23 protein-coding genes and 5 pseudogenes are annotated in these 23,978 nt (G+C 32.5%); 12 read left to right on the top strand and 16 right to left on the bottom strand.

What is annotated here, in order from left to right; genetic code table 11:
* Nucleotides 1-13: 13 nt before the first annotated feature.
* Nucleotides 14-169 (top strand): hypothetical protein, encoded by a 156-nt coding sequence (locus AB8U03_RS00820; protein WP_369702641.1) that lies wholly within the window; start codon nt 14-16, stop codon nt 167-169.
* A gap of 51 nt (nt 170-220) precedes the next feature.
* On the opposite strand, the gene AB8U03_RS00815 is transcribed toward AB8U03_RS00820, so the two are convergent.
* The 5 genes from AB8U03_RS00815 to AB8U03_RS00795 form a co-directional block, all read right to left on the bottom strand.
* Nucleotides 221-1,492 (bottom strand): DNA recombination protein RmuC, encoded by a 1,272-nt coding sequence (locus AB8U03_RS00815; protein WP_369702640.1) that lies wholly within the window; start codon nt 1,490-1,492, stop codon nt 221-223.
* 102 nt (nt 1,493-1,594) lie between these two features.
* Nucleotides 1,595-1,894, bottom strand: coding sequence for a LiaF transmembrane domain-containing protein (locus tag AB8U03_RS00810; RefSeq protein ID WP_369703003.1), 300 nt, complete (start codon nt 1,892-1,894; stop codon nt 1,595-1,597).
* Nucleotides 1,887-2,417 (bottom strand): hypothetical protein, encoded by a 531-nt coding sequence (locus tag AB8U03_RS00805; RefSeq protein ID WP_369702639.1) that lies wholly within the window; start codon nt 2,415-2,417, stop codon nt 1,887-1,889. The genes AB8U03_RS00810 and AB8U03_RS00805 overlap by 8 nt, the downstream gene beginning before the upstream one ends.
* Nucleotides 2,398-2,856: a hypothetical protein gene (locus AB8U03_RS00800; RefSeq protein WP_369702638.1), complete on the bottom strand. Its 459-nt coding sequence runs from the start codon at nt 2,854-2,856 to the stop codon at nt 2,398-2,400. The genes AB8U03_RS00805 and AB8U03_RS00800 overlap by 20 nt, the downstream gene beginning before the upstream one ends.
* The gene (locus AB8U03_RS00795) at nt 2,853-3,365 is read right to left on the bottom strand and encodes an RNA polymerase sigma factor (RefSeq protein WP_369703002.1); all 513 of its coding nucleotides are present in this window, start codon (nt 3,363-3,365) and stop codon (nt 2,853-2,855) included. The genes AB8U03_RS00800 and AB8U03_RS00795 overlap by 4 nt, the downstream gene beginning before the upstream one ends.
* Before the next feature lie 176 nt (nt 3,366-3,541).
* Between AB8U03_RS00795 and AB8U03_RS00790 the strand changes: the two genes are divergently transcribed.
* On the top strand, nt 3,542-4,105 hold the full coding sequence (locus AB8U03_RS00790) for a DUF3867 domain-containing protein (RefSeq protein WP_369702637.1): 564 nt from the start codon (nt 3,542-3,544) through the stop codon (nt 4,103-4,105).
* Nucleotides 4,106-4,177: 72 nt separating this feature from the next.
* Here the strand turns inward: AB8U03_RS00790 and AB8U03_RS00785 are convergent, their stop codons facing one another.
* A complete protein-coding gene (locus AB8U03_RS00785) occupies nt 4,178-6,205 on the bottom strand; it encodes a thioredoxin domain-containing protein (protein ID WP_369702636.1) in 2,028 nt (675 codons plus the stop codon).
* 539 nt (nt 6,206-6,744) lie between these two features.
* Here AB8U03_RS00785 and AB8U03_RS00780 point away from each other — a divergent pair.
* Nucleotides 6,745-6,978, top strand: coding sequence for a M28 family peptidase (locus AB8U03_RS00780; RefSeq protein ID WP_369703001.1), 234 nt, complete (start codon nt 6,745-6,747; stop codon nt 6,976-6,978).
* A 186-nt stretch (nt 6,979-7,164) separates the two neighbouring features.
* Here the strand turns inward: AB8U03_RS00780 and AB8U03_RS00775 are convergent, their stop codons facing one another.
* The 6 genes from AB8U03_RS00775 to fdhF all read right to left on the bottom strand — a co-directional run bounded on the left by AB8U03_RS00775 (nt 7,165) and on the right by fdhF (nt 11,295).
* A complete protein-coding gene (locus AB8U03_RS00775; protein WP_369702635.1) occupies nt 7,165-7,326 on the bottom strand; it encodes a UBA domain-containing protein in 162 nt (53 codons plus the stop codon).
* 147 nt (nt 7,327-7,473) lie between these two features.
* Nucleotides 7,474-8,004 carry a hypothetical protein gene (locus tag AB8U03_RS00770; protein WP_369703000.1) on the bottom strand — a complete coding sequence of 177 codons (531 nt, stop codon included), beginning with the start codon at nt 8,002-8,004 and terminating at the stop codon, nt 7,474-7,476.
* Nucleotides 8,005-8,062: 58 nt separating this feature from the next.
* Complete coding sequence (locus AB8U03_RS00765) at nt 8,063-8,248, bottom strand: hypothetical protein (RefSeq protein ID WP_369702634.1); 186 nt, start codon at nt 8,246-8,248, stop codon at nt 8,063-8,065.
* Nucleotides 8,249-8,549: 301 nt separating this feature from the next.
* On the bottom strand, nt 8,550-9,068 hold the full coding sequence (locus AB8U03_RS00760; protein ID WP_369702633.1) for a 4Fe-4S dicluster domain-containing protein: 519 nt from the start codon (nt 9,066-9,068) through the stop codon (nt 8,550-8,552).
* Nucleotides 9,069-9,073: 5 nt separating this feature from the next.
* Nucleotides 9,074-9,145, bottom strand: coding sequence for an iron hydrogenase small subunit (locus AB8U03_RS00755; RefSeq protein ID WP_369702999.1), 72 nt, complete (start codon nt 9,143-9,145; stop codon nt 9,074-9,076).
* A 44-nt stretch (nt 9,146-9,189) separates the two neighbouring features.
* Entirely contained in the window at nt 9,190-11,295 is a 2,106-nt protein-coding gene (gene fdhF / locus AB8U03_RS00750; protein WP_369702632.1) for a formate dehydrogenase subunit alpha, read from the bottom strand.
* 603 nt (nt 11,296-11,898) lie between these two features.
* Here fdhF and AB8U03_RS00745 point away from each other — a divergent pair.
* The 8 genes and pseudogenes from AB8U03_RS00745 (at nt 11,899) to AB8U03_RS00715 (ending at nt 21,208) form a co-directional block, all read left to right on the top strand.
* Nucleotides 11,899-13,125 (top strand): molybdopterin molybdotransferase MoeA, encoded by a 1,227-nt coding sequence (locus AB8U03_RS00745; RefSeq protein WP_369702631.1) that lies wholly within the window; start codon nt 11,899-11,901, stop codon nt 13,123-13,125.
* A 12-nt stretch (nt 13,126-13,137) separates the two neighbouring features.
* Nucleotides 13,138-15,048, top strand: coding sequence for a molybdopterin biosynthesis protein (locus AB8U03_RS00740; RefSeq protein WP_369702630.1), 1,911 nt, complete (start codon nt 13,138-13,140; stop codon nt 15,046-15,048).
* 579 nt (nt 15,049-15,627) lie between these two features.
* A pseudogene (locus tag AB8U03_RS18070) lies at nt 15,628-15,801 on the top strand (PAS domain S-box protein); the annotation flags it as partial.
* Between the two features lie 156 nt (nt 15,802-15,957).
* Nucleotides 15,958-16,992: pseudogene (locus tag AB8U03_RS00735) on the top strand (sigma-54 interaction domain-containing protein); the annotation flags it as partial.
* A gap of 271 nt (nt 16,993-17,263) precedes the next feature.
* A complete protein-coding gene (locus AB8U03_RS00730; protein WP_369702628.1) occupies nt 17,264-19,087 on the top strand; it encodes an aldehyde ferredoxin oxidoreductase family protein in 1,824 nt (607 codons plus the stop codon).
* Nucleotides 19,088-19,188: 101 nt separating this feature from the next.
* Nucleotides 19,189-19,413: a MoaD/ThiS family protein gene (locus AB8U03_RS00725; RefSeq protein WP_369702627.1), complete on the top strand. Its 225-nt coding sequence runs from the start codon at nt 19,189-19,191 to the stop codon at nt 19,411-19,413.
* Nucleotides 19,414-19,415: 2 nt separating this feature from the next.
* Nucleotides 19,416-20,102: a HesA/MoeB/ThiF family protein gene (locus tag AB8U03_RS00720; RefSeq protein ID WP_369702626.1), complete on the top strand. Its 687-nt coding sequence runs from the start codon at nt 19,416-19,418 to the stop codon at nt 20,100-20,102.
* 455 nt (nt 20,103-20,557) lie between these two features.
* Complete coding sequence (locus tag AB8U03_RS00715; RefSeq protein WP_369702625.1) at nt 20,558-21,208, top strand: DUF3786 domain-containing protein; 651 nt, start codon at nt 20,558-20,560, stop codon at nt 21,206-21,208.
* A gap of 15 nt (nt 21,209-21,223) precedes the next feature.
* Here the strand turns inward: AB8U03_RS00715 and AB8U03_RS00710 are convergent.
* The 3 pseudogenes from AB8U03_RS00710 to AB8U03_RS00700 all read right to left on the bottom strand — a co-directional run.
* Nucleotides 21,224-21,427, bottom strand: a pseudogene (locus AB8U03_RS00710) (winged helix-turn-helix domain-containing protein); the annotation flags it as partial.
* Nucleotides 21,424-21,522, bottom strand: a pseudogene (locus tag AB8U03_RS00705) (ABC transporter permease); the annotation flags it as partial. The pseudogenes AB8U03_RS00705 and AB8U03_RS00710, both read right to left, overlap by 4 nt.
* Before the next feature lie 25 nt (nt 21,523-21,547).
* Nucleotides 21,548-21,785, bottom strand: a pseudogene (locus tag AB8U03_RS00700) (ABC transporter ATP-binding protein); the annotation flags it as partial.
* Nucleotides 21,786-21,954: 169 nt separating this feature from the next.
* On the opposite strand from AB8U03_RS00700, the gene AB8U03_RS00695 reads away from it, so the two are divergent.
* Nucleotides 21,955-23,334 (top strand): D-serine ammonia-lyase, encoded by a 1,380-nt coding sequence (locus tag AB8U03_RS00695; protein ID WP_369702624.1) that lies wholly within the window; start codon nt 21,955-21,957, stop codon nt 23,332-23,334.
* 56 nt (nt 23,335-23,390) lie between these two features.
* Here AB8U03_RS00695 and greA read toward each other — a convergent pair whose 3' ends face one another.
* Nucleotides 23,391-23,852 carry a transcription elongation factor GreA gene (gene greA / locus AB8U03_RS00690; RefSeq protein ID WP_369702623.1) on the bottom strand — a complete coding sequence of 154 codons (462 nt, stop codon included), beginning with the start codon at nt 23,850-23,852 and terminating at the stop codon, nt 23,391-23,393.
* Between the last annotated feature and the right edge of the window lie 126 nt (nt 23,853-23,978).

Here is a 23,978-nt window from a genome sequence, read left to right as displayed (position 1 = left end):
GAGAAAAGAGAAAATGATTAACCTTGTTTCAAATGTGATTAGTAAAAATAAGATAATGAATATACATGGTAAAAAGAATAATAGATTAGAAGAAACCACTAGTATAAACATTCCAATATTATTCTTGAAAATGCCACTGAAGCACTGTATTCTCAAAGCTCAAATTTAGATAAGGACAGGGTTGCACAGTTAATAAAATAGTAATATTAAACAGCTTAAATCATTCTTCTTCTTTTAATATAGTGGTGCTTTTATCTATGGGCAATTCTTCAACGGATCTTAATTTTCTTTCTATGGTTCTGGATTTCCTTGAAGCTGTTTCTATGGTATTGCTTGCTTCTTGAAGTTTTTTCTGGGTTTTTTCAAGAATATCACCAAATTTTGAAAATTGAGTTTTAACAGCACCTAGTAATTCCCAGACTTCACTGGAACGTTTTTCGATTGCCAGGGTCCTGAAGCCCATCTGAAGACTATTTAAAAAAGCTGATATTGTAGATGGTCCAGTTATTATAATCTTAAGATTTTTTTGCAGCTGTTCCATTAAACCGGCTTCCTTCACCACTTCCGAATAAAGGCTTTCTGTAGGAAGAAAAATAATACCAAAATCAGTTGTATTTGGAGGATCCAAATATTTCTTGTTTACATCCTGAGCCTCAGACTTTATCCTGGTAATCAAAGCTTTTTTTGATTGTTCCACCAATAGCTTATTTCCTTCTTCCTCAGCATCTAATAATTTTTGATAATCCTCCTGGGGGAATTTTGAATCTATGGGAAGATATATATATGAGCTTTTTTTATCTTTTGATGGAATTTTAATGGCAAATTCAACTCTTTCGTTACTCCCACTTTTGGTTGCCACATTTGTTTCATACTGTTCTTTTGTTAAAATGTCATCAAGTATGGAATGCAGCTGAATTTCTCCGAATGTTCCCCTTACTTTTATATTTGTAAGAGCTCTTTTCAAATCATTGACACCATTTGCAAGACTTCCTATTTCACCAAGCTGTTTATAGAGAATTTCAAGCCTTTGACTTATTGAAGAAAAAGAAGTTGTAAGTTTTTTATCAAGAGATTCATTGAGTTTTTCATCAACCAGATTTCTCATCTCATCAAGTTTTTTGCTGTTTTCATTTTGTAGTCCTAAAATTCTTGTCTCAATTGTTTCCCTCATTTTGTTGAGCTTTTCTTCATTAGAGTTTGTAAGGGATAAAAGCTGTTTGGAAAAACTGTCAAGTTGATTTTTTTGTATATCAGAAATATTTTTAAGAGTATTGGAAAGTTCAATATTACTTTCAGTCCTTGAGGAACTGGTTTCCTGTCTGTTCCTTGAAAATTCATCCTTTATCGTAGAGTTTATATTTATAAAAATGTCCTTTATGGATCTATATAGATCTGAAATATTTTTTGAATCTGTATTGGCATTTCTTTTAAGTATTAATATAGACGTTAACAACACATTTATTATTATAAGTATTACAGTAACAATTTCCATAAAACCCCTCCAAGTAACAAACTGTTGTATTTATTATAATATTGTTTCGTTGGAAAATAAATAGATTTCATGGATTTAATATATTGCATTCACAGTTTAAAATCATATTTTAAACTGTGAATAGTGAGCCATCATAAATTCCACACCAGCCATACCCATTGCAAATAATGATAGAATTATTGTGAGAATTATTGCACCGGTATCGTATTTTATTTTTTCCTCTTCATTTATTATGTAGGCTGCAATGATTTCAATGCCTAAAAAAATTAATATAAGGGGCCATAAGGATATTATTATAAGATAATTTACATTTGGAAATATTAGACGGAGTAAAAACAGTACTCCAAATATGACCAATATTATACCGGCGGTAAGCGTACCTACTCTGCGGTTTTTAAGCATTATCATCACTATCACTCTCCCTTTTTTTACCTGCAATAAGCTTTATACCAACTATGATTATTGATATTCCTACAATTATCTGGGGAGCAATTGCTGTCAGGTTATTTATAACATTGTATAGTGCATTTGGAATATAACTTACTAGAATGCGCATAATATTAATCCATATTAAATAAATCCCCAGTAGAAGCAGCAATATCCCTACAAACAATCTGCGCCTTTTAAATAAATCTTTGTCTAGGGTCATAAGTTTGTCAAAAGAAAATAAATAATTATCTTCTAAAAGTGAAAATTCTTCATCTGGCAGATACTGTTTGTTCATGCAGTCAAAAAAGGAATAGAACCAAATCAGTGGCAAAAAAAACAACAGTGGGCCTATGTGAAGCCAAGTCGAAATAAATATTATAAAGAAAAACATGGACATAAATGATATTCCCATCTTCATAAAACCTATATACATATGACCTGCCCCTGGTAAAAGGGAAAAAATAAATGTTAAAAAATTACCTCTTTTTATTCTCATTATTAAATACCTCCATATTGATTATTTTGTTGGAAAAATTACCAAGTCCATTATTGATTGAATTTATTATACTTAAATTTGGGGGGGCAATCTCCATGGTTTTTATTCTTGTGTTTGCAATAAAATTTAATGTACCGGAAAAGACAATCATAAGCGCCATGCAGGCTGCAATGGAAACTTTCAGGGAATAAAAGAAAAATTGAGTATTATTTTTTTGCTTTCTTGTTATCTTACTTTTTACTTCCTCCTCAAAACCTAATGGAATCCTGGCAAGTTCATTGTTGTTAAAGCTGTCTGCAAAATTAGCAGAACATTTTTCACAGTGAGAAATATGCTCTAATATTGAGAAAAACTCATCATTTTTTAAAGAATTTTCTTTAAGGACTTTTAATGCTGACTCCGTTAAGTGTCCATTTTTATCAAATAGTATTTTATTCATAAAAACCTCTCCTTCCATAAGACTTTGAGTAGTTTTTTTGCTCTGTATAGACGTGTTCGTAAAGTTTTTAAATTTTCACCTGTATCCCTGGCCATGTCAGAAAGCTTAATGTTTCTGAAAAAATAATTTACAGCCACAGTTCTATAAGGTTCTTTTAATCTATTGCATAGGTTATATATGTCATTTTCCGTATACTTGTTCATGGTAATGTCTTCTGGTGAATTTTGGGGATCCTTTAGGCATTCATAATCTTCCTTGGATAAGGTGCCTACTTTCCTCACAGGGCTTTTAATATAATCCTTGCATTTGTTGGCTGCAATTGTGGTCAGCCAGGCTTTGAAATTTTCTCCATGAAATTTTTCAATGTTTTTATAGGCGGATAAAAATGTCTGTTGTGCTAGATCCTCCGCATCAAAATAATTTTTTGTAAAAGATAAGCAGATAGTAATGATTAAACGTCCATATTGATTTATGTAATTTTCAAACTGTTCCCTTTGAATAATCATCACCACCTTTTTTAGCCTTACATTTAATATAACGATTTAGAAATAAAAAACACTTCAATATTAAATTACAAGTTGTATATTTTATGTGAATTTATAGTATTATATTGTGAATTTTGATAAGATTAATATATAAAAGGTTTTAGTTCATATATTAAAGTATTTTATGAGGAGGAATTTTTATGAGTGATAGAATTGTGAAATTTAATGATATTAAGAACAAGGCAAGAGAGAAAGATGTGGAAAAATTTGAGGATTATGTGTATGAACTTTCCTATGATATGTCTCAAGGGAAGCTTTCCATGGCAGATTTTTATAAAGATATTCAGGAATATATGGAAAAGAACAATATATCCCAGGAAAAATTATTTAACATTCAAAAGGAACTTATGAAAAGATATGGATTTAATATGGAAGATATAGAAAAACAGATGAACAGCATGGGAATTAAGATGCCACATTTAGATAAAAGCCCTGATTATGAAACCTTGAGAAAAACATTGAGTTTTCAGGAAAAATATAAGGAGAGCATAGGAAGGGTCGCCATGATTACATATAATATAAAAAGCTCTTTAAATGATCTCATCGTATTTATAAATGAGGAAAAAGTTATTTTAAAAAGTCAGGGAAAAATAAATTTACAGGATCCAGAGTTGAATGAATTTTTATGCTCTTATAAAAAGGTAGTAAAAGATAAAAAGCTTCAGATATCCCTGTGCGAAAATGTGGGAACTTTTGAATATTGATTGCAAGGGCAATAGCCCTGCAGTGATATATTTTTATATGCAGGGTTTTTATATTTTTATTATTTTAAGTATTTACAACATCTTTTCCAGCAGATTTATATCTGTAATAGGTTTTTGACAGGTAAAGTTTTCACAAATATACACAGTGGTTTTTCCTCTAATAGCAAGGTAATCCTTAATGGAGGGAATAATATTTACTAAATTTTCATTTAGATGAGAGTATAAAAGTGAAATGGAAAATGGATTATACTTTTTATTTATTATAGCTACTGCTTTTTTGGTATCCTCAGTATTATCACCAACTGATACAATAATTTGTCTAGTGGGATGTTTGGAAAACAACAGCCCGCATAGTAAAAAGGAATATGCCATGGGAAAACCATTTACTTCATCAGCAAAATTTTTAAATAACTGCCGAATTTTATCTTCAAATTCATAGCTCGTAGTCAAATGTGACAGTCTCAGCAGATTTAATGCGGCTGCGGAATTACCGGAGGGAAGAGCACCATCGTATATTTCTTTTGGCCTTATGATCAATTGTTCGCTGTCGTTGCCGTACAGGAAAAAACCTCCGTTTTTTTCATCCCAAAAAAATTTAAACAGATCTTCATTTAGATCCAAAGCTTTTTCCAGGTATTCCGGATTATAAGTTGATTCATATAATTCTATCAATCCCCATATTAGAAAGGCATAATCATCCAAATAGCCGGAAAGAGAAGATTCTCCTTTACGGTAGCGTGCCAGTAAACGTCCCTTTTTCCCAATTAATTTTTTAAAGATAAAATCGGCTGCATTTTTTGCCGCCATAGTGTACTTTTTATTGTTTAAAACTCTCCCGGCTATAGACATAGCTGCAATCATGAGTCCATTCCAGGAAGTTAAAATTTTATCATCTTTATGTGGATGTACTCTGCTTTCCCTATGACTAAACAATTTTTTTCTACAGCTTTTTATAAATTGTACATCTCCCTCTGGAATAGGAGAGTTAATTAAATTAAGTATGTTTTTACCATCAAAATTGCCTGAAGGTGTTACGTTAAAGTAATGACAGAATTTATCTCCATTTTCTTCCCCCAATACTTCTTTTATTTCTTTCATGGACCATATATAAAATTTACCTTCTTCGCCTTCAGAATCTGCATCTTCTGAAGAATAAAATCCACCTTCTTTTGAAGTCATGTCTCTTAAAATATAAGTCAGTATATCCTCTGCAGTTTCAGAATATTTCTTGTTGCCTGTTATCTGAAAAGCTTCTACATAGGCTATAGTAAGAAGTGCATTGTCATACAGCATTTTTTCAAAGTGTGGTACGAGCCATTTTCTATCTACAGAATAACGGCTGAATCCATAACCTATATGATCGTATATGCCGCCTTTTTGCATGCAGTCCAATGTTTTTTCTACCATTTCAAGTGCAAAATCATCTTTAGTCATGTAGAAATATCTTAGAAGAAAGAGTAAATTATGGGGAGTGGGAAACTTTGGAGAACCACCAAATCCTCCATATAGATTATCAAAATTATGCTTGAATTCAGAAAAAGCTTTTTCCAGTATATCTCTTGAAGGTCCTTTTACAGGAGTTTTATTTGATTCAGCTATTGAATTCATTATAGAATTACCGGCCTGTAAAAGTTGGGATCTACTATCTTTCCATGCCGTGGACAGGTATTTTAAGATACTTGTCAGACCTAAAGTCTCACCTATATCATCTTTTGGGAAATAGGTTCCCGCAAAAAAGGGTTTTTGATCCGAAGTCATGATAATTGTAAGCGGCCATCCACCGCTGCCTGTAAGAAGCTGACAGGCTTTCATGTAAACATTGTCGATATCAGGTCTTTCTTCTCTATCAACTTTTATGGAAACAAAATTATTGTTTAATATTTCAGATACATCCTTGTCTTCAAAACTTTCCCTGGAAAATACGTGACACCAGTGACAGGTGGAATAACCTATGCTGAGAAATATAGGCTTATCTTCCTCTCTGGCTTTTGTAAAAGCTTCTTCACCCCAGGGATACCAGTTTACAGGATTGTAAGCGTGTTGAAGCAGATAAGGAGATTTTTCATTTATTAATCTATTGGGTGTACTTGTTGGGTTCACAAGACCACCTCCTTTTAAATAGTTATAAATATAGTATAACCAGATAACGTGTTTTCACTCCCTAAAAATATGATAACAAAGAAAGAGAGCTGACTTTTTTAATCGGCTCTCTCTTTTCTTTGGACATGGAGTTACCTTATTGTGCATTAGAGGACTTCATTATAGATACGACTAGATGGTCTGTTATACATGAAATAGTCTTTGAGCATAAAGAAAAGTTTTACAGAACCAATTAGATATTGTAAAGTTATTAAATGAATATATAAAAGGTAGCTTTAAAATTAATGAGTCGTTATTGAATCAGTATAGAAGGGACATGGCAGAGGACAGCAGATATAGTTTCCATGTGTGGGACTTACTAGAAAAATATAATATAATGTTAGTGGGTTATAAAAATGAACGGTTTATCTGCAAGTATGATATAAAAAGTAATAAATTTACAGTGGAAAATATAAACAGCGGCTGAACCACTACCGCCACCACTGGCGTAAACTGTTATCATAAATCAGTATCAAAAGTATTGACAAAATACAGAGGGAATAGTATCAGTCCATTTTGACCATTTAGGATATGTAGACGGAAAACTTATTAGAGGTGCTTTGGATAATGATTCTGGTGTATCTGCCTTAATAAAAATAGCCAATGGATTACAAGAAAAAGCTAAACAAAAACCTTTTGATGAAGATATAATTTTTTGTGCTTTTAACGGGGAAGAAGAAGCCACAGTAGGAAGTCATGCATTTGTTGAACAGATTACATCACAATATATATAATATACTCCATTGATATAAATTTTCTATTGGGTAAATTGTATTAAAAAATCTAAGGCTACTATCAACTTGGGAAAATTCATAAAATTAGGAGTATATTTTTAACTGACAGTTCACTTGTAAAAGTCCTCTACTTCATTTCATATAAATCTATGGATGTTCTCGAACAGAGGAAAATTTAAGCCTGCTTTACGAAAAATCATAACCAGGCTTGATTTTGTTCTGTTCTTCCAAATATAGAAGTGCCTCTACCAAATCACCGTTACATTTTTCAAGTTCCTCCTTAGCTTTTTTATAATTTACATTTGCTCTTTTTCTTAATGAATCAATCTGTTCAATTGAAATTGTCATTTTAATTCCTCACCATAACTATTCTTCAATAATGAATTTTCTTTATGTCTATATAGTAATGGGGAATAATTGGAAGACAATTAGTGAAAGATTAGAATTTCATTAGAAATTAGTTACACAAATTTTTTTACGCAACTACTACATTCATCAATTAATTATATTGTCTATTTTTTTTATTACTTTTTCAAAATTATCATTAAAATTATTTTCTATAATTATATCAGCTTGATCTATAACCTCACTTGCTGACTTTCTCATTTGACTGTCTTGGGTATTTTTTATCATAACGAAAACACCTGGATTAACAACTTTTCGCAAGCTATTTGATTCACATACTATAAGAGCATTTTCAGGTATTTGGGTAATAAATTCTTTAAATCCTTCGTATATATTATTCTTCAATGTTTTTAACCAGTAAACATTCTCTGCTCCTGCAGCTAATAATAGAGAAGTATCTTTATTGCTGGATAAATTTAACTCCTCCGTTATCTCAAAATTTCCTTTTAAGCTTGAACACACCCCGCAGCCTTCTCCTCCATGTATGCATTTTCCATTTTTATCCTGAATGGTCGTTACTTTTAGTGCTACCACTGGTCTAATTAATTTATATTTATTTATTATTGAAATAGCAAGAGTAGTTTTTCCACTATTTCTAGCAGTTGAACCAATTAAAATCATATTGGGGATATTATGCTTCCTAGTCACTATTTTGCTCACCTCTCTATCAATTATTGCTTTAAAAGCAACCAAGCTGACAACCTATGATTTTTATTCCATTCTCATTGCATAGCTTTCCTATATCCGAAACATTTATTTTTAATTTTTCTGCTATTTTATAAGTATCAGAACATGCTAGACATTTCTTATCCTGTTGTATTTTGCAGTGGCTCTCTATAATTCCCAATATAATATCCTTTTCCATTTTATTCCTACCTTTCCGATATATTTATTTATCCGATGACTACCCGCTCTAATACTCCTATTTTATTCAAAGTGATAGTAAAGAGCGACTACATCCCTGGATAACGATTTTTCTTAAAAGATAACGCCTTTATAATCTTAATTATGATTTGTATCAAACTTAGAAATCCTTTATACGATAACGTACCTAGATTCGATTTACTTAAATCTAGGTACGTTTGCCCAAAACCGATTTCATTTTTATATGATTTTATTTTCTAGCAACTCCTAAAGTACTGGATCAGTGCTTATTTTTAATACTGTCATTTATAACTTGTAACTTCGGGATTAACTATGACGAAGGCATCAGCTGGACAAACTTCTACACAAGCTGGACCTTCAGGTCTTCCCGTGCACAAATTGCATTTATGTGCTGCCATAACTTCCTTATTCTGATTTCCTTCTTTAGAAATTACACTTAAGTTCTGTGTCTGTTTATGGCTATTTTTGTATTGTGGAACCATATCCATAGCACCAAATGGGCAAGCAAGTATACATATTTTACATCCAATACATAATTCTGTTTTTACAACAATCTTATTTTCTTGATGAACAATTGCACCCACTGGGCAAACAGTTGCACAAGGTGAATCATCACATTGCCTGCATTGTATCGGCACGGTAGCTTTTTCTGCCCGTACTAGATTGATACGAGGTGAAAAAGGAACACCTGCAGATCCTGCAGCAACCACACTAATATCTAAATGTGCAACTGCACAGGCAATTTCACAAGACCTACATCCAATGCATTTATTAGGATTTGCAACAACAAAGGTATTCAATATAATTACCTCCTTGGGGTATATGTGGTATGGAGCAAATGATGAATATCATCTTCTACCGGAAATTCTTTATAAATTTTCTGGATTCCATATGTTTTTTTGGCTATAAAATAATTGATCTTTAAGCTTCTTTACACATATTTTTTTTACGAAAAATCTTGCGCTTTTGACATCCGAAATCTGAGAAATCTAATTTCTTTACTTTTACGGAACAAACTTTAAGTTCGGGTGTCTCAGTAATAGGATCTCCTGCACTGTTAGTCAAAATATTACCTGGACTCTCGGTAAAGTGGAAAGTAATAAACGTTAGCCCGACTGGTACTCTGGTTGTTACTAGTGCTTTTGTAATTAACGATCCGCGTCGTGTTGCTGCAGTAATTTCATCACCGTCTTCAATATTAAGATTTTTTGCATCCTCAGGGTTAATTTCTAAAAATCCTTCAGGTTCCACACCATTTAATCCCCAACTACGCCGCGTCATAGTCCCTGTATGATAGTGAGCAACAACACGTCCAGTAGTCAGCATCAGTGGATATTCTTTATCAGGAAGTTCGGCAGGTTCTCGATACTCAATTGGAGAAAACTTACCCAAACCTCGAGAAAACTTACCTACATGCAAAATAGGTGTGCCAGGGTGACTTTCATTAGGACATGGCCATGTAATGCCACCTTTCTCCAGTCGTTTATAAGTAATACCAGCATAGCTTGCTGTCAAAGATCTCATTTCATCAAATATATCTTCAGGAGAACTATAATTTGCTGGATAATCCATTGCCTTCATAATATTTCTCAATATTTCCCAATCTGGAAGGCTGTTACCTATTGGCTCTACAGCCTTACGAATACGCTGGACTGTACGATCAGTGCTAGTAAAAGTTCCGTCTTTTTCAGCATAGGATACACCTGGAAGAACAACATCAGCAATTTCAGCTGTTTCAGTTAAGAAGATATCTTGAACAATCAAACAGTCCAAATGTTTTAGACAGTGTTCCACATGATTTATATCAGGATCACTGCGCATTGGATTTTCACCAAATACATACAGCATTTTGATCTTATCCTTTGCAATTGCATTCAAAATAGATGGAATAGTAAGTCCAACTTTATCACTTAATTTTGCATTCCATGCTTTTTCAAATTTTGCTTTCGCATCAGGATTAGTTACTGACTGGTATCCAGTATAGACATTAGGAAGAGCTCCCATGTCGCATGCACCTTGTACATTATTTTGACCACGAAGAGGGTTAACACCTGTTTTAGCTCTACCCATATTACCAGTAAGCATGGCCAAATTAGTTACAGACAGTACATTATCAACACCTGTAGTATGCTGTGTAATACCCATGGTATAGTAATAAGCAGTATTATCAGCCTTAGCAATAATTCTTGCTGCCTCCCGTATTTTTTCCGCTGGTACATGTGTTATGTTGGCTGTATACTCTGGGGTGAATTTCATTGCAACTGTTTTGAAAACTTCAAAATTTTCAGTTCTTTTAGCAATAAATTCTTCATCAGCCAAACCTTCTGTAAGTATGACATTTGACATTCCATTTAAAAGTGCTACATCTGTACCTGGCTTAAGTCGCAGCCAAACGTCAGCATGTAATGCCATATCAGTTTTGCGGGGATCAGCCACTACTAACTTAGTACCGCGTTCTTTAGCCTTGAACATTTTAACACCAATTATAGGATGGCATTCTGTAGTGTTTGTACCAATAGCAAAAATAGCATCTTTAGGTCTCATTTCATCAAGTTCGTGTATTGAGTTTGTCATTGCTCCACTGCCAAATGCTGTGCCTAGACCAGACACTGTAGGAGCGTGTCACAAACGAGCACAGTGGTCGACGTTATTGGTACCAATCACTGCACGCATTAATTTTTGCATAAGATAATTTTCCTCATTAGTACATCGTGCTGAGCTAAAAGCTGCCATACTGTCAGAACCATATTCTTTTAAAGTTTTTTTGATTTTAGAAACAATAAAATCAATTGCTTCTCCCCAGGTAACTTCAACCAGTTTGCCTTCTTTTCTAATCAAAGGATTAGTTAAGCGGTCTTTATGATGTACGAAATCAAAACCAAAACGTCCTTTTGAGCAAAGTTTACCTTGGTTTACTGAATTCACATCATCATCTGGGGTTACACTAACAATTTTTCCACCTTTTACATTTAAGAAAAAGGTGCAGCCTGTTCCACAATAAGGACAAGTAGTTAGTATACTTTTCATACTTTGTACACTCCTTTCTTTAAGCTTGGGCATTTCAGCCTTTTGCGTGTACTTCCACACAATTTAATATTATGCCTAAAATCTAGGATGTTTCTTTTTAATTAAATTAAAATTTTTTACCTACGCTTACCATATAATAATATGATTTAAACCATTAAAAAAATAAAAATCTTTAATGGTTTAGTATAGTAAATTTATTTTGAAAATAATATGATGCAATTAGCTAAAAATATTAAAATATCGTAATTTAGTGGAAATTATTCCTATAAATATTATAGCATAAAACAATCTAAGTGAAAATGATTTCATGAATCATATATTTCTATAGTACTTAAATCTATAATATTCAAAACTTTATTAATCCTTATTGAATCACATTCTAATGTAACTTTATCATAAAATTAATTTACTGTAAACTGTAACAAATTGAACATTATTATTATAATTAGTCTAAATATATAACGAAGATGGAATTACCATATATATTTTATGCGAAATTATATAAAATTAAAATAATTGGATGTATAATAATATAAATACTTAATTGTATTAAAATTAAGTATTTACTAACATATCTTTAAGTATATCAAATGGGAGGTTATTATGAATCTTTATAATGTAGTATCTGTAGAAGAAGCAAAACGTATTATAGATTCTAATTTTCAATTAAATTTAGAGTCAGAATTAGTAGATATTAAGGAATGCAATGGCAGAATATTATCTAGGGATATTATATCATCTTCAAATATACCAGGTTTTAAAAGATCTATGGTAGATGGATATGCTGTTAAATTTAAAGATCTTCAGGGTGCTAGTGAAAGCATGCCTTCTATACTTAATTTAAGAGGAGAAGTTAAAATGGGTGAAATGCCTGTTGAATCCTTAGAATTTCCAGGAGAATGTATTTATATACCTACTGGGGGAATGCTTCCAAAGGAAGCTGATAGTGTTATTATGATCGAATATACTGATAAAATGGATGATGCAACTATACTTGCTAATAAATCGATTTCATTTGGCGAAAATGTATTAAATGAGGACGAGGATGTGGAACTAGGTGAAAGTGTGCTTAAACGCGGAACACTTTTTTCACCTTACAGCGTAGGTATGATGTCAAACTTAGGAATTACCCAAATACCTGTATTTTGTAAGCCGAGAGTTGGAATAATTTCCACAGGGGATGAAATTGTTGCACCTGAAAAACAGCCGCGTCCTGGTGAAATTAGGGATATTAATTCATATCTTATTTATTCTTCAGTTATTGAAGATGGTGGACAACCTATACTGTATGGAGTAATTAAAGATAATTATAAAACATTATTTGAAACTGTTAAAAAAGCTTTAGACGAATGTGATATAGTACTTGTATCTGGAGGCAGTTCCGTAGGAAAGAAAGATGAAACTGCAAAGGTTATTGAGGAACTTGGAAATCCCGGAATGCTTTTTCATGGAATATCCATAAAACCCGGTAAGCCTACTATACTTGGTAGGGTAAAAGATAAACCTATATTTGGACTCCCTGGTCATCCACTTTCTTGTGCTGTAGTTTATGGAATATTGGTTAGATATGTTCTTCATACAATGATGAATTTACAAGAAATAGAATATCCTATTCCTTGCAAATTCAGTACAAATTATCATAAAGCTAAAGGAAGAGAAGAATATCTTCCAGTTATTATAGATAATATGGAAGGTGAATATACAGCTGTACCTGTTTTGACTAAATCAGCGACTATAAGTGGATTTACGAAGGCATGGGGTTATATAAAGATTGATAAAAACGTAGAAGGAATTTCTGAAAATCAAAAAGTATATGTTTATAAATTTTAGGGGTGATTTTTTATGACACAAAAAGTATATTTATTAAATTATGAGTTAAAAGAAGCGCTAAAAAAATATTTCGATAATATAAAATCTTCTTTTTTAAATAAGGAGTCAGTAAGCACAGATGAATGTCTGGGGAGAGTTACTTCAGAAGCAGTTTATTCAAAAATATCCTCCCCATTTTATAATTGTTCTGCTATGGACGGCATTGCGCTTCAGAGCTCAAGTACTATAGGAGCTTCTGAAAAAAAACCTATTATATTAGAAGAAGGAAAAAATTATTTACTGGTAGATACGGGAGATCCAATTCCTAAAGAATATGACTGTGTAATAATGGTAGAAGACATAGTAAAAATAGATGAAAATAGAATTAAAATATATAAAAGTGCAGCGCCTTGGCAGCATATAAGGCCATTAGGTGAAGATATAGTTGAAAGCCAGCTTATTGTACCTTCTGGTCATGTTGTAAGGCCGGTAGATATAGGTGCGATGTTAGCTGGAGGGGTAAATATTATTGAAGTTTATAAAAAGCCTTTGGTAGGCATTATTCCAACAGGTACTGAATTAGTTGATCCGGGAACGGATCTCAAAGTTGGAGATATAATTGATTTTAATTCAAGGGTATTTAGTGCACAGGTAATCGAATATGGGGGAATACCAAAGAGATACGGTATAGTAAAAGATAACTATGAAATATTAAAAGAAACTTTAGAAAAGGCTGCTTCAAAATGTGATATAGTCGTAATAAATGCAGGTTCTTCTGCAGGAAGAGAAGATTATACAAGTGACGTTATATCTGATTTAGGAGAAGTTTATGTGCATGGTGTATCTATAAAGCCAGGGAAACCTGTTATTATGGGAAAAGTTAAGAATAAACCAGTGCTTGGAATTCCTGGATATCCAGTCTCAGCCTATTTTATAATGGATAAAGTCCTTAAAAAAATTATAGAAGAATATCAGGGAATGAACCAGCAAAAAGAACAAACGGTAGAAGCAATTTTATCAAGAAGAATTATGTCTTCTCTAAAATATTTAGAATTTGTAAGAATCAAATTGGGATATGTAGAAGATAAACTTATTGCCACACCACTTTCAAGGGGAGCAGGAGCTACCATGTCTCTGGTAATGGCAGATGGAATATTAGAAGTTCCACAAAACGTAGAAGGTATGGAAGCTGGAACTAAAGTGCAAATAAGCCTTATGAAAAATATAGATGAAATTAAAAATACCATTGTGTGCATAGGCAGTCACGATCCTATATTAGATGTACTTTCTAACTTACTCCATGTAAAAAATCCTGATTATTATTTGTCTTCAGCTCATGTTGGAAGTATGGGTGGAATAATGGCGTTAAAAAATGAAGAAGCACATATTGCCCCAATTCATCTATTGGATATGGAAAGCGGAGAGTACAATATTTCCTATATTAATAAATACTTAAAAGATAAAAATATAGCTATAATAAAAGTAGTAAATAGAATCCAAGGCCTTATGGTCCAAAAGGGAAATCCATTGGGACTTAAGCAAATTTCAGATATATCAAAAAAAGGTGTCCGATTTGTAAATAGGCAAAGGGGAGCAGGAACAAGATTACTGTTAGACTATTATTTAAGAGAGTTAAATATTTCACCAAACGATATTAATGGATATGAAAGAGAAGAATTTACCCATCTGTCTGTAGCAGCAGCAGTGGCTAGTGGAGATGTAGATTGTGGCCTTGGGATATATTCAGCAGCAAAAATAATGGGACTTGATTTTATTCCAGTATGCAATGAAGAATACGATTTTGCAGTACCTGAAGAATATTTAAAAATGGAAACAATTAAAGAATTGATTGATGTTATGAAGAGCGATACATTTTTAAAAGAATTAGACAGACTTGGAGGATATGAGTACCCAAATATGGGAAAAATAGTACTAATTAAGTAGTTAATAAGTAAGCAAATCCTGAATTATAGGTTAATTGCTCTATATTCGAACATTTTTTAAAGATAAAAAATATTATTGTTTGTTATTTGGCCATTTTTTTAAGATAAAATGATGATATTGTATCTTTTTTGAACATTTTGGTGATATAGATAAATATATTGCTTATTATTTGAACGTTTTGGTATGAAACAAAAAAATATTATTGATTCATTTACTATGAACACTTGATAATCAGTACATTGTATATGTTGTTGGTTATTAAGTGTTTTTTTATAATTATATCTGGCACAATTTATGCTTTATAAATATTTTAACATAATTATTTATGAAGGAGGATTTTCTAGGTAAATTGGATGATGAACATTCATAGATAGATTGTTCGTACAACGAATTTTCTAATTCCTCTTGGGGAAAAAATCAAAGTTGGAGAAGTAATTTTAGAAGTGACTCAGGTAGACAAAGAATGTTATAAGGCTGCAAAATAAGAAATTTACGAGGCTGTATTATGCTAAAAGAAATTATATTTGCAAGAGTATTAAGTTCTGGTTGGATAAAGTCAGGAGATGAAATTCAATTGTTATGATAAACCTCAATACTAGTAAACAAAGCTTTGAAGGATTTATTGAATCTATTTCTGAAGGTATTATAATTTGTAATATCTATGGGAAAATTAAATTTGTAAACACTGGTTTACTACAAATTACTGGATATAGTCGAAAGTCGATAATGGATATGAATATTCAAGATATGGTAGATAACTGGAGTAATATAATGGATAATACAAATATTCGAGAGAATATAGAAACTAGCATAAAATCTATTAACAATATACTTAAATTAAATTTAAGTATATATGCATTATACACAGAAAAAATGGATGATAGCATAATCATAGTTGTTTTTAAAAAAATAAAAAAGGAAAGAAAATTAGAAGAAAAGCGGTTAAAAAGTAGGGCAATATATACTTTTGACAAAATAATAGGAAAAAATAAAAACTTTTTAAATATAATAGAGTATTCTAAAAAGATAGCTAATAGTAAGTCTACTATATTAATAACAGGAGAAAGTGGTACAGGAAAGGAAATTTTTGCTCAGGCTATACACAATTACAGTGATAGAAAAGAAAATGTTTTTATGGCTGTTAATTGTGGTGCAATCCCGGAAAAACTTATAGAGTCTGAACTTTTTGGATATGAGGAAGGTGCTTTTACAGGAGCTAAAAAGGGAGGAAATCCAGGCAAATTTGAAATGGCAAATGATGGAACTATCTTTTTAGATGAAATAGGTGAAATGTCTGTTGAAATGCAGGTAAAGCTATTAAGAGTTATAGAAGAAGAAATAATTGTAAGGATCGGGGGATACAAGCAAACACCCATAAATGTTAGAATAATTGCAGCTGCAAATAAAAATTTGAAGGAGGAAGTTGAAAATAGAAATTTTAGAAGAGATTTATTTTATAGATTAAATGTTCTTCCTATTCATCTTCCTCCTTTAAGGGATAGAAAAGACGACATTTGTCTATTAATTGACTATTATATGAATAGAATAAGCAAAAAATTAAATAAAAGAAAAGTGGAAATTAATGATGCTCAAATGGATAAATTAGTACAATATGATTGGCCTGGAAACATAAGAGAATTAGAAAATGTTATTGAATTTTTCATAAATATTGAGCATGTAGATGAGAGTGTTATTGAGACAGAAAGCTCATATAAAGAGCGCAAAAGAGGAGGCAGTTATAATATATACTATGATGAAGATTTTATGCTTAATATGAACCTCGAGAATTTAGAAAAAGTACATATAGAAAATGTAATAAAAAAGTTTAAGGGAAATGTCACTTTAGCTGCCAAGGCTATGGGTATAGGAAGGAACACTCTTTACAGAAAAATCAAGAAATATAATATTTACTGTTCCACATTGGAGCACAATTCCAAAATGTAACACTGCTGCGGATCCTCTTTGGAACAATAATCGTTTACATGAGACCTAAAATGGCGAAATGAGTATGATTGGCATAGGTAAAAATATTTGGCGCAGTTCTTGCTACATGTATAGATCGTTAACATTATAGCTAAACCAATTACAACATCAGATTATAAATTTTATATCTGATATACCTCAGTGATCAATGAGTAATTCCGAGTTTATAAATTATATAAGTTCAGTTATAGAGTTAACAATCTATACAAATATATTTTTGGGAGGATTTTTAATGTACGGTTATAATGGTAAAGTATTAAGAATCAATTTAAAAGAGAGGACTTGTAAGTCAGAAAATTTAGATTTAGATAAAGCTAAAAAGTTCATAGGATGCAGGGGATTGGGTGTTAAAACTTTATTTGATGAAATAGATCCTAAAATAGATGCATTATCTCCAGAAAATAAATTTATAATTGTAACAGGTCCATTAACTGGAGCTCCAGTGCCAACTAGTGGAAGATTTATGGTAGTTACTAAAGCACCTCTTACAGGAACTATAGCAATTTCAAATTCAGGTGGAAAATGGGGAGTGGACTTAAAAAAAGCTGGATGGGATATGATAATAGTAGAAGATAAAGCTGATTTACCAGTTTATATTGAAATAGTAGATGATAAGGTAGAAATTAAGGATGCATCACAGCTTTGGGGAAAAGTTACATCAGAAACTACAAAGGAATTACAAAAAATTACTGAAAACAAATCAAAAGTATTATGTATCGGACCAGCTGGTGAAAAATTGTCTCTTATGGCTGCAGTTATGAATGATGTGGATAGAACTGCAGCAAGAGGTGGTGTTGGTGCAGTTATGGGATCTAAAAACTTAAAGGCTATTGTAGTTAAAGGAACTGGAAAAGTAGATTTAGCTGATAAAGAAAAAGTAAAACAAGTTTGTATGGAAAAAATGAAAATACTAAAAAATGATCCGGTAGCTGGACAAGGTTTACCAACTTATGGTACAGCTATATTAGTTAATATAATAAATGAAAATGGGGTACATCCAATAAAAAACTTCCAGGGATCTTATACTGATCAAGCAGATAAAATAAGTGGAGAAACTCTCACTGCTAACCAACTAGTAAGGAAAAATCCTTGCTACAGCTGTCCTATAGGTTGTGGAAGATGGGTTAGATTAAAAGACGGTACTGAATGTGGTGGACCTGAATATGAAACACTGTGGTGTTTTGGTTCTGATTGTGATTCCTATGATTTAGATGCTATAAATGAAGCAAATATGTTGTGCAATGAATATGGAGTTGATACCATTAGTTGTGGTGCAACAATTGCTGCAGCTATGGAACTTTATCAGAGAGGAATCATAAAAGATGAAGAAATAGCTGGAGATAATTTGTCTCTCAAATGGGGTGATACAAAATCTATGGTTGGCTGGATAAAGAAGATGGTGTATAAGGAAGGATTTGGAGACAAGATGTCAGATGGTTCCTATAGACTTTGTGAGTCCTATGATGCAACAGAATATTCCATGACGGTAAAAAAACAGGAACTTCCAGCTTATGATCCTAGAGGAATACAGGGACATGGTATTACTTACGCAGTTAACAACAGAGGAGGATGCCATATTAAAGGATATATGATTAATCCTGAAATATTAGGTTATCCAGAAAAGCTTGATAGATTTGCATTAGAAGGTAAAGCAGCTTATGCCAAATTATTTCATGATTTAACTGCTGTAATCGACTCTCTAGGATTATGTATATTTACCACATTTGGATTAGGAATACAAGATTATGTAGATATGTATAATGCAGTAGTTGGAGGAACTACTTACGATGCAGATTCACTGCTGGAGGCAGGAGACAGAATTTGGACTCTTGAGAAACTATTTAATCTTAAAGCTGGGATAGACAGCAGCCAAGATACTCTACCAAAGAGACTTTTAAAGACTCCTATTCCAGATGGCCCATCAAAAGGAGAAGTTCATAGGTTAGATGTTCTTCTTCCTGAATATTACTCAGTACGAGGATGGAGCAAAGAAGGTATACCTACAGAAGAAACATTAAAGAAATTAGGATTAGATGAATATGTAGGTAAGTTTTAGTTTGCTTCACTAGATAAATTAGAGATTAGACTTCATGTATTAAAAAACACATCTTGTTTCTGTATATGAAGCCTATTTTCTTAAACAAGGGAGGTGTTAGCTTGAAAATAGAAGTTAGATTATTTGCTTACTTTAGAAAAGATAGAGATAAAAAATTGTTTTTAGAATTTGACGAATCTGTAACACCTGCGGATATATTTAAAAAGATAAATATTAATGAAGAAGAAGTTGCTATTTTACTTATAAATGGTAGAGATGGTAAAGCAAATACAGAACTTAAAGACAATGATGTCTTATCATTGTTTCCACCAGTAGGAGGCGGTTAAATTTGGAACGTTATGTTAGAAATATGAAAACCCTGTCAGAGGAAGAAAATGATAACTTAAAGAATTTTAAAGTTTGCGTTGTAGGCTGTGGAGGAATTGGTGGTTATGTCATTGAGATGCTGGGAAGGATAGGGATAGGAAGTATTACTGCAGTAGATGGAGATGTATTTGAGGAATCTAATTTGAATAGGCAGATACTTTCTAATACAGACACCATAGGACTTAGCAAAGCACTAGAAGCAAAGACTAGAATGGAAAAAGTAAATCCACTAATAAAGGTAAGAGCATTAGAAAAAATGCTTACGAAAGATACTGCTTGCAGTATTTTAAATAATCACAATGTAGTAGTAGATGCTCTTGACAGCATACCAGCAAGATTATTACTTCAACGCAGCTGTAAAAAACTCAATATACCAATGGTTCATGGAGCCATAGCAGGATGGTATGCTCAAGTTACTACTATATTCCCGGGGGATGATACCTTAAACAAGATTTATAATATGGACAAACAAACATCTAAGGGAATTGAAAAGGAAATGGGTAATCCATCATTCACACCAGCTTTAGCAGCCTCAATTGAAGCAAGTGAAGTGATAAAACTTCTTTTAAGGAGAGGAGAACTTCTAAGAAAAAAGATGGCCTTTATAGATCTTCTAGCAGCCGAGTATGATATAGTTCCACTGGAGTAGAGAATTATAAAGGCTTGTATGATAGAGGTATAAAATTTTTTGTGCAGAGAAGAAAGAGAGAGGCTGTTGTAGATTTTAGGGTAGGTGCTATTGATTTTAACAGGGAACGTACCTGGGTTTGTGTAAATCAAATCTAGGTACGTTATTTTTATGTATGTATAGCTGGTAATAATAAGTATAAAGTATTTTTAAAAGGAGAAAAAGTATGAATGTATTAGAAATACTAAATATTCACTTAAGAAAAGAATTAAAAATGCAGCAGTATGGAGGATTTAGTTGGTAAAAATGGGCTCATGTAAAGATAGATGTAAATGCAGATGATATACTGAAGGGACTGGAATAAAAAGGGATGAAGTGCTTAAGAATTTATTCCCAAAGGTCTGTTGGTATAGTATAATAATTTATATAAGATGAGTTTTAAAATATGGAATATATTAGGGAAAGGGGATGTTTATATGAAAGAAATTAGAGAAGATAATTATGAGATCTGCTATAAAAATTTATGTAAGAAATTTGGTGAACGTCATCCAGAAGAAGTGGCTGAAAAAAGTGGAGCACAATATGATTCGGAAAAAGGGGAGTTTATTTTAACTTATTTTAATAGAGAGTATATTATTTCATATCCTCAGGGACATATAAGTTTAAAAAATGAAAAGGATAATACATTTTCTAAAGATAAGAATGTTTTATTTGACAAGATATTAATTATGAGCTATCTTTGCAGATGTAGTAATAGTAAACTGTCTAACAAATGGGTACCTTATAGGGAGATAAAGGGAGTAGGGGATACCTACAATTTTTTTGCAGACAGGGGTATGAAAAGATTAGCAGAGTTTTTTGGAAACAAGGGTGAATTATTCTTAAAAGCTGGAATTGATATGGGTGGGAAAAAAGTGGATTTCGGGGATTTGGGGTTACAACTCAACGTATTTCCAAAGGTACCTGTTATTTTGATTTTATGGCTGGCAGATGAAGAATTTGGAGCTTCGGCCAATATACTCTTTGATTCTTCTGCATCAGAGCAAGTCCATATAGAGGACCTGGCCTCATTATGTCCCAAGGCAGCTGAAAAATTGATTGAAAGAGCAGAAGAAATATTAAAATAAATAATATCAATTGAGTCAACTTCTTAGCCTGTACCCTGCTCCCCAAACTGTTTCTATGTATTGAGGATGGGAAGGGCTAACCTCTATCTTTTCTCTTATTCTTCTTATGTGTACTGTGACGGTAGCGTTGTCCCCTATGGAGTCAAGTCCCCATATATTTTCAAATAATTCCTCCCTGCTAAATACCCTGTTGGGATTTTCAGCCATATAGTGCAGCCGGAAAAACTGTCTATGGTAATGAGTGCTATAAAAAGAGGAAGTATTGTGTTTGTGAGCATGGAAAGAACCAACAGCGGAAATTCTGAACCCGAACCACCCTGATCATTCATTAAAGTTACCTTAAATTGTTCCGTTTTTTTCCATATCACTGATAAAATAATTCTCTAGAGAAGCATAATTGCTCAATATGTTTTTAGTGGTATTCACATTGATGAGATTTCCACTGTACAGTACTCCAATTCGTGTGCAGGTCAGTTCGATATCATGAATGAGGTGGCTTGAGATAAAAAAGGTGGTGTTGTTTTTTTTGTAACATATTTTTTATGATGTTTCTCACATCAATCATACCTTCCACATTATATTTTAAAAAATATATATCTATTTTACCTAAACTAATTATAAACAAAATCTAAACTTTATTGTCAGTGGAGTTTAGATAAAATGAAAAATCAAAGAATATTACTTCTAAGGAATAGTATTTGTATTATAATAAGTTTATCCGATTATTGAAGAAAGAAGGGTTCATCATGGAAAATAAAATTATCCAGGGAAAAACTATAAAACAGTGGGAAGAACAGTTTCCATTAATTAATAAGATTGTTTCAACAGAGGAGGTATTATGGGTAAATCCCAAGCATGAAGAATTTGAAGAAACTGTAAAAAACATTTCACTTAAAGAAGAGGATGTAAGAGATGCAGAAAGAAGGCTGAAAAGATTTGCCCCATATATAGCAAAGGTTTTTCCGGAAACTCAAAAAACAAAGGGAATTATAGAATCTCCAGTTGTTAAAATACCTGATATGCAGAATAAGATGGAAGATATATTTAATGAGAAAATTTTGGGCCAATTGCTATTGAAATGTGACAATCAGCTTGCTATTTCAGGATCAATCAAAGCAAGAGGAGGTATTTATGAAGTTTTAAAACATGCAGAAGCTCTGGCTGCGCAAAATGATATGTTGAATGAAAGAGATGATTATTCAATTATTGACAGTTATAAATTCAGGGAGTTTTTTTCTAAATACTCTATTGCGGTGGCATCAACCGGGAACTTAGGACTGAGTATTGGTATAATGAGTGCAAAACTTGGATTTAAGGTATATGTGCATATGTCAGCTGATGCCAGGCAGTGGAAAAAAGATCTTCTTAGAAGTAAAGGAGTTACTGTAATTGAATATAAAGAGGACTACAGCAAAGCCATAGTAGAAGCCAGAAAACAGTCATCTCTGGATCCAAAAATGTATTTCGTAGATGATGAAAATTCCACTAATTTGTTTTTAGGATATGCAGTGGCCGCCTACAGACTGAAAAATCAGTTGGAGAAAATTAATGTTGCCATTGATGAAAACCATCCGCTGTTTGTTTACCTTCCCTGCGGAGTGGGAGGCGGTCCAGGAGGAGTTGCTTTTGGGTTAAAGCTGGTGTTTAAAGACAATATTCATTGTTTTTTTGCCGAACCAACTCATTCACCCTGCATGCTTCTTGGACTTATGACAGGCTTGCACAATAAAATATGTGTTCAGGACTTTGGAATTGACGGTGTTACTGAAGCAGACGGACTTGCTGTTAGCAGACCTTCAGGGTTTGTGGGGAAAACTTTGGAAAATCTGATGAGTGGATGTTATACAGTAGAGGATGAAAAGCTGTATATGCTTTTAAAGACCATGATAGATTCAGAAAATATTTCACTGGAACCTTCTGCACTGGCGGGAGTTTCAGGTCCAGCTCAATTATTTAAGAATGAAGCTGGGAGAAATTATATAGAGGATAATAATTTGAAAGATAAAATGAATAATTCCTACCACATTGCCTGGGCCACAGGTGGAAGTATGGTTCCAAAAGATGTAATGGAATCTTATTATAAAAGGGGAAAAAATATTTTAGATAAAAAATCTGCTGATAATTAGATTAAAACAGTCCGATGTTATTGATAAATATATTTAATAACATTGGACTGATGGTTTTAATCTATGTTTTCAATTTTGACACAATACTGGCCCTGTGGTGATTTTACAGTAACACTATCACCTATGGCATGTTTGTATATTGCAGATCCTAACGGGGATTCTATGCTTATTTTATTATTCATTGGATCTGCTTCTATGGTAGTTACTATTTTAAACTTTTCAGTTTCGTCTTCCTGAGAGAATTTCAAATACACCGTTTTACCAATTCCAACTTGATTTTTTGAAGTGGTATCTTTTATTATTTTCGCAGTTCTTATCATTCGTTCCAAATATCTTATTCTACTTTCATTGTGAGCCCGGTCCCTTTTGGCAGCCTTGTATTCGAAGTTCTCACTTAGATCTCCTTGGGCACGGGCTTCTTTTAAACCATCATTTATTTTGTGCCTAACTACTACTTTCCTGTGTTCGATTTCCTCTTCTAACTTATCTATGGCCTCTTCAGTAAGGTAATTGTACATAATCATACACCTTCTTATAATTGCTATATAGATAATAACATTCATGGCATATAATTTCCATATATTATTTGGAAATTATATATGATTGGGATAATATTATTAGATTTCATTTGTCTTTTATTAGTT

Origin of the sequence: Clostridium moutaii (assembly GCF_041205085.1) — a bacterium.
Lineage (GTDB): Bacteria > Bacillota > Clostridia > Clostridiales > Clostridiaceae > Clostridium_B > Clostridium_B moutaii.
This window is presented reverse-complemented; position numbering and strand designations above follow the sequence as displayed.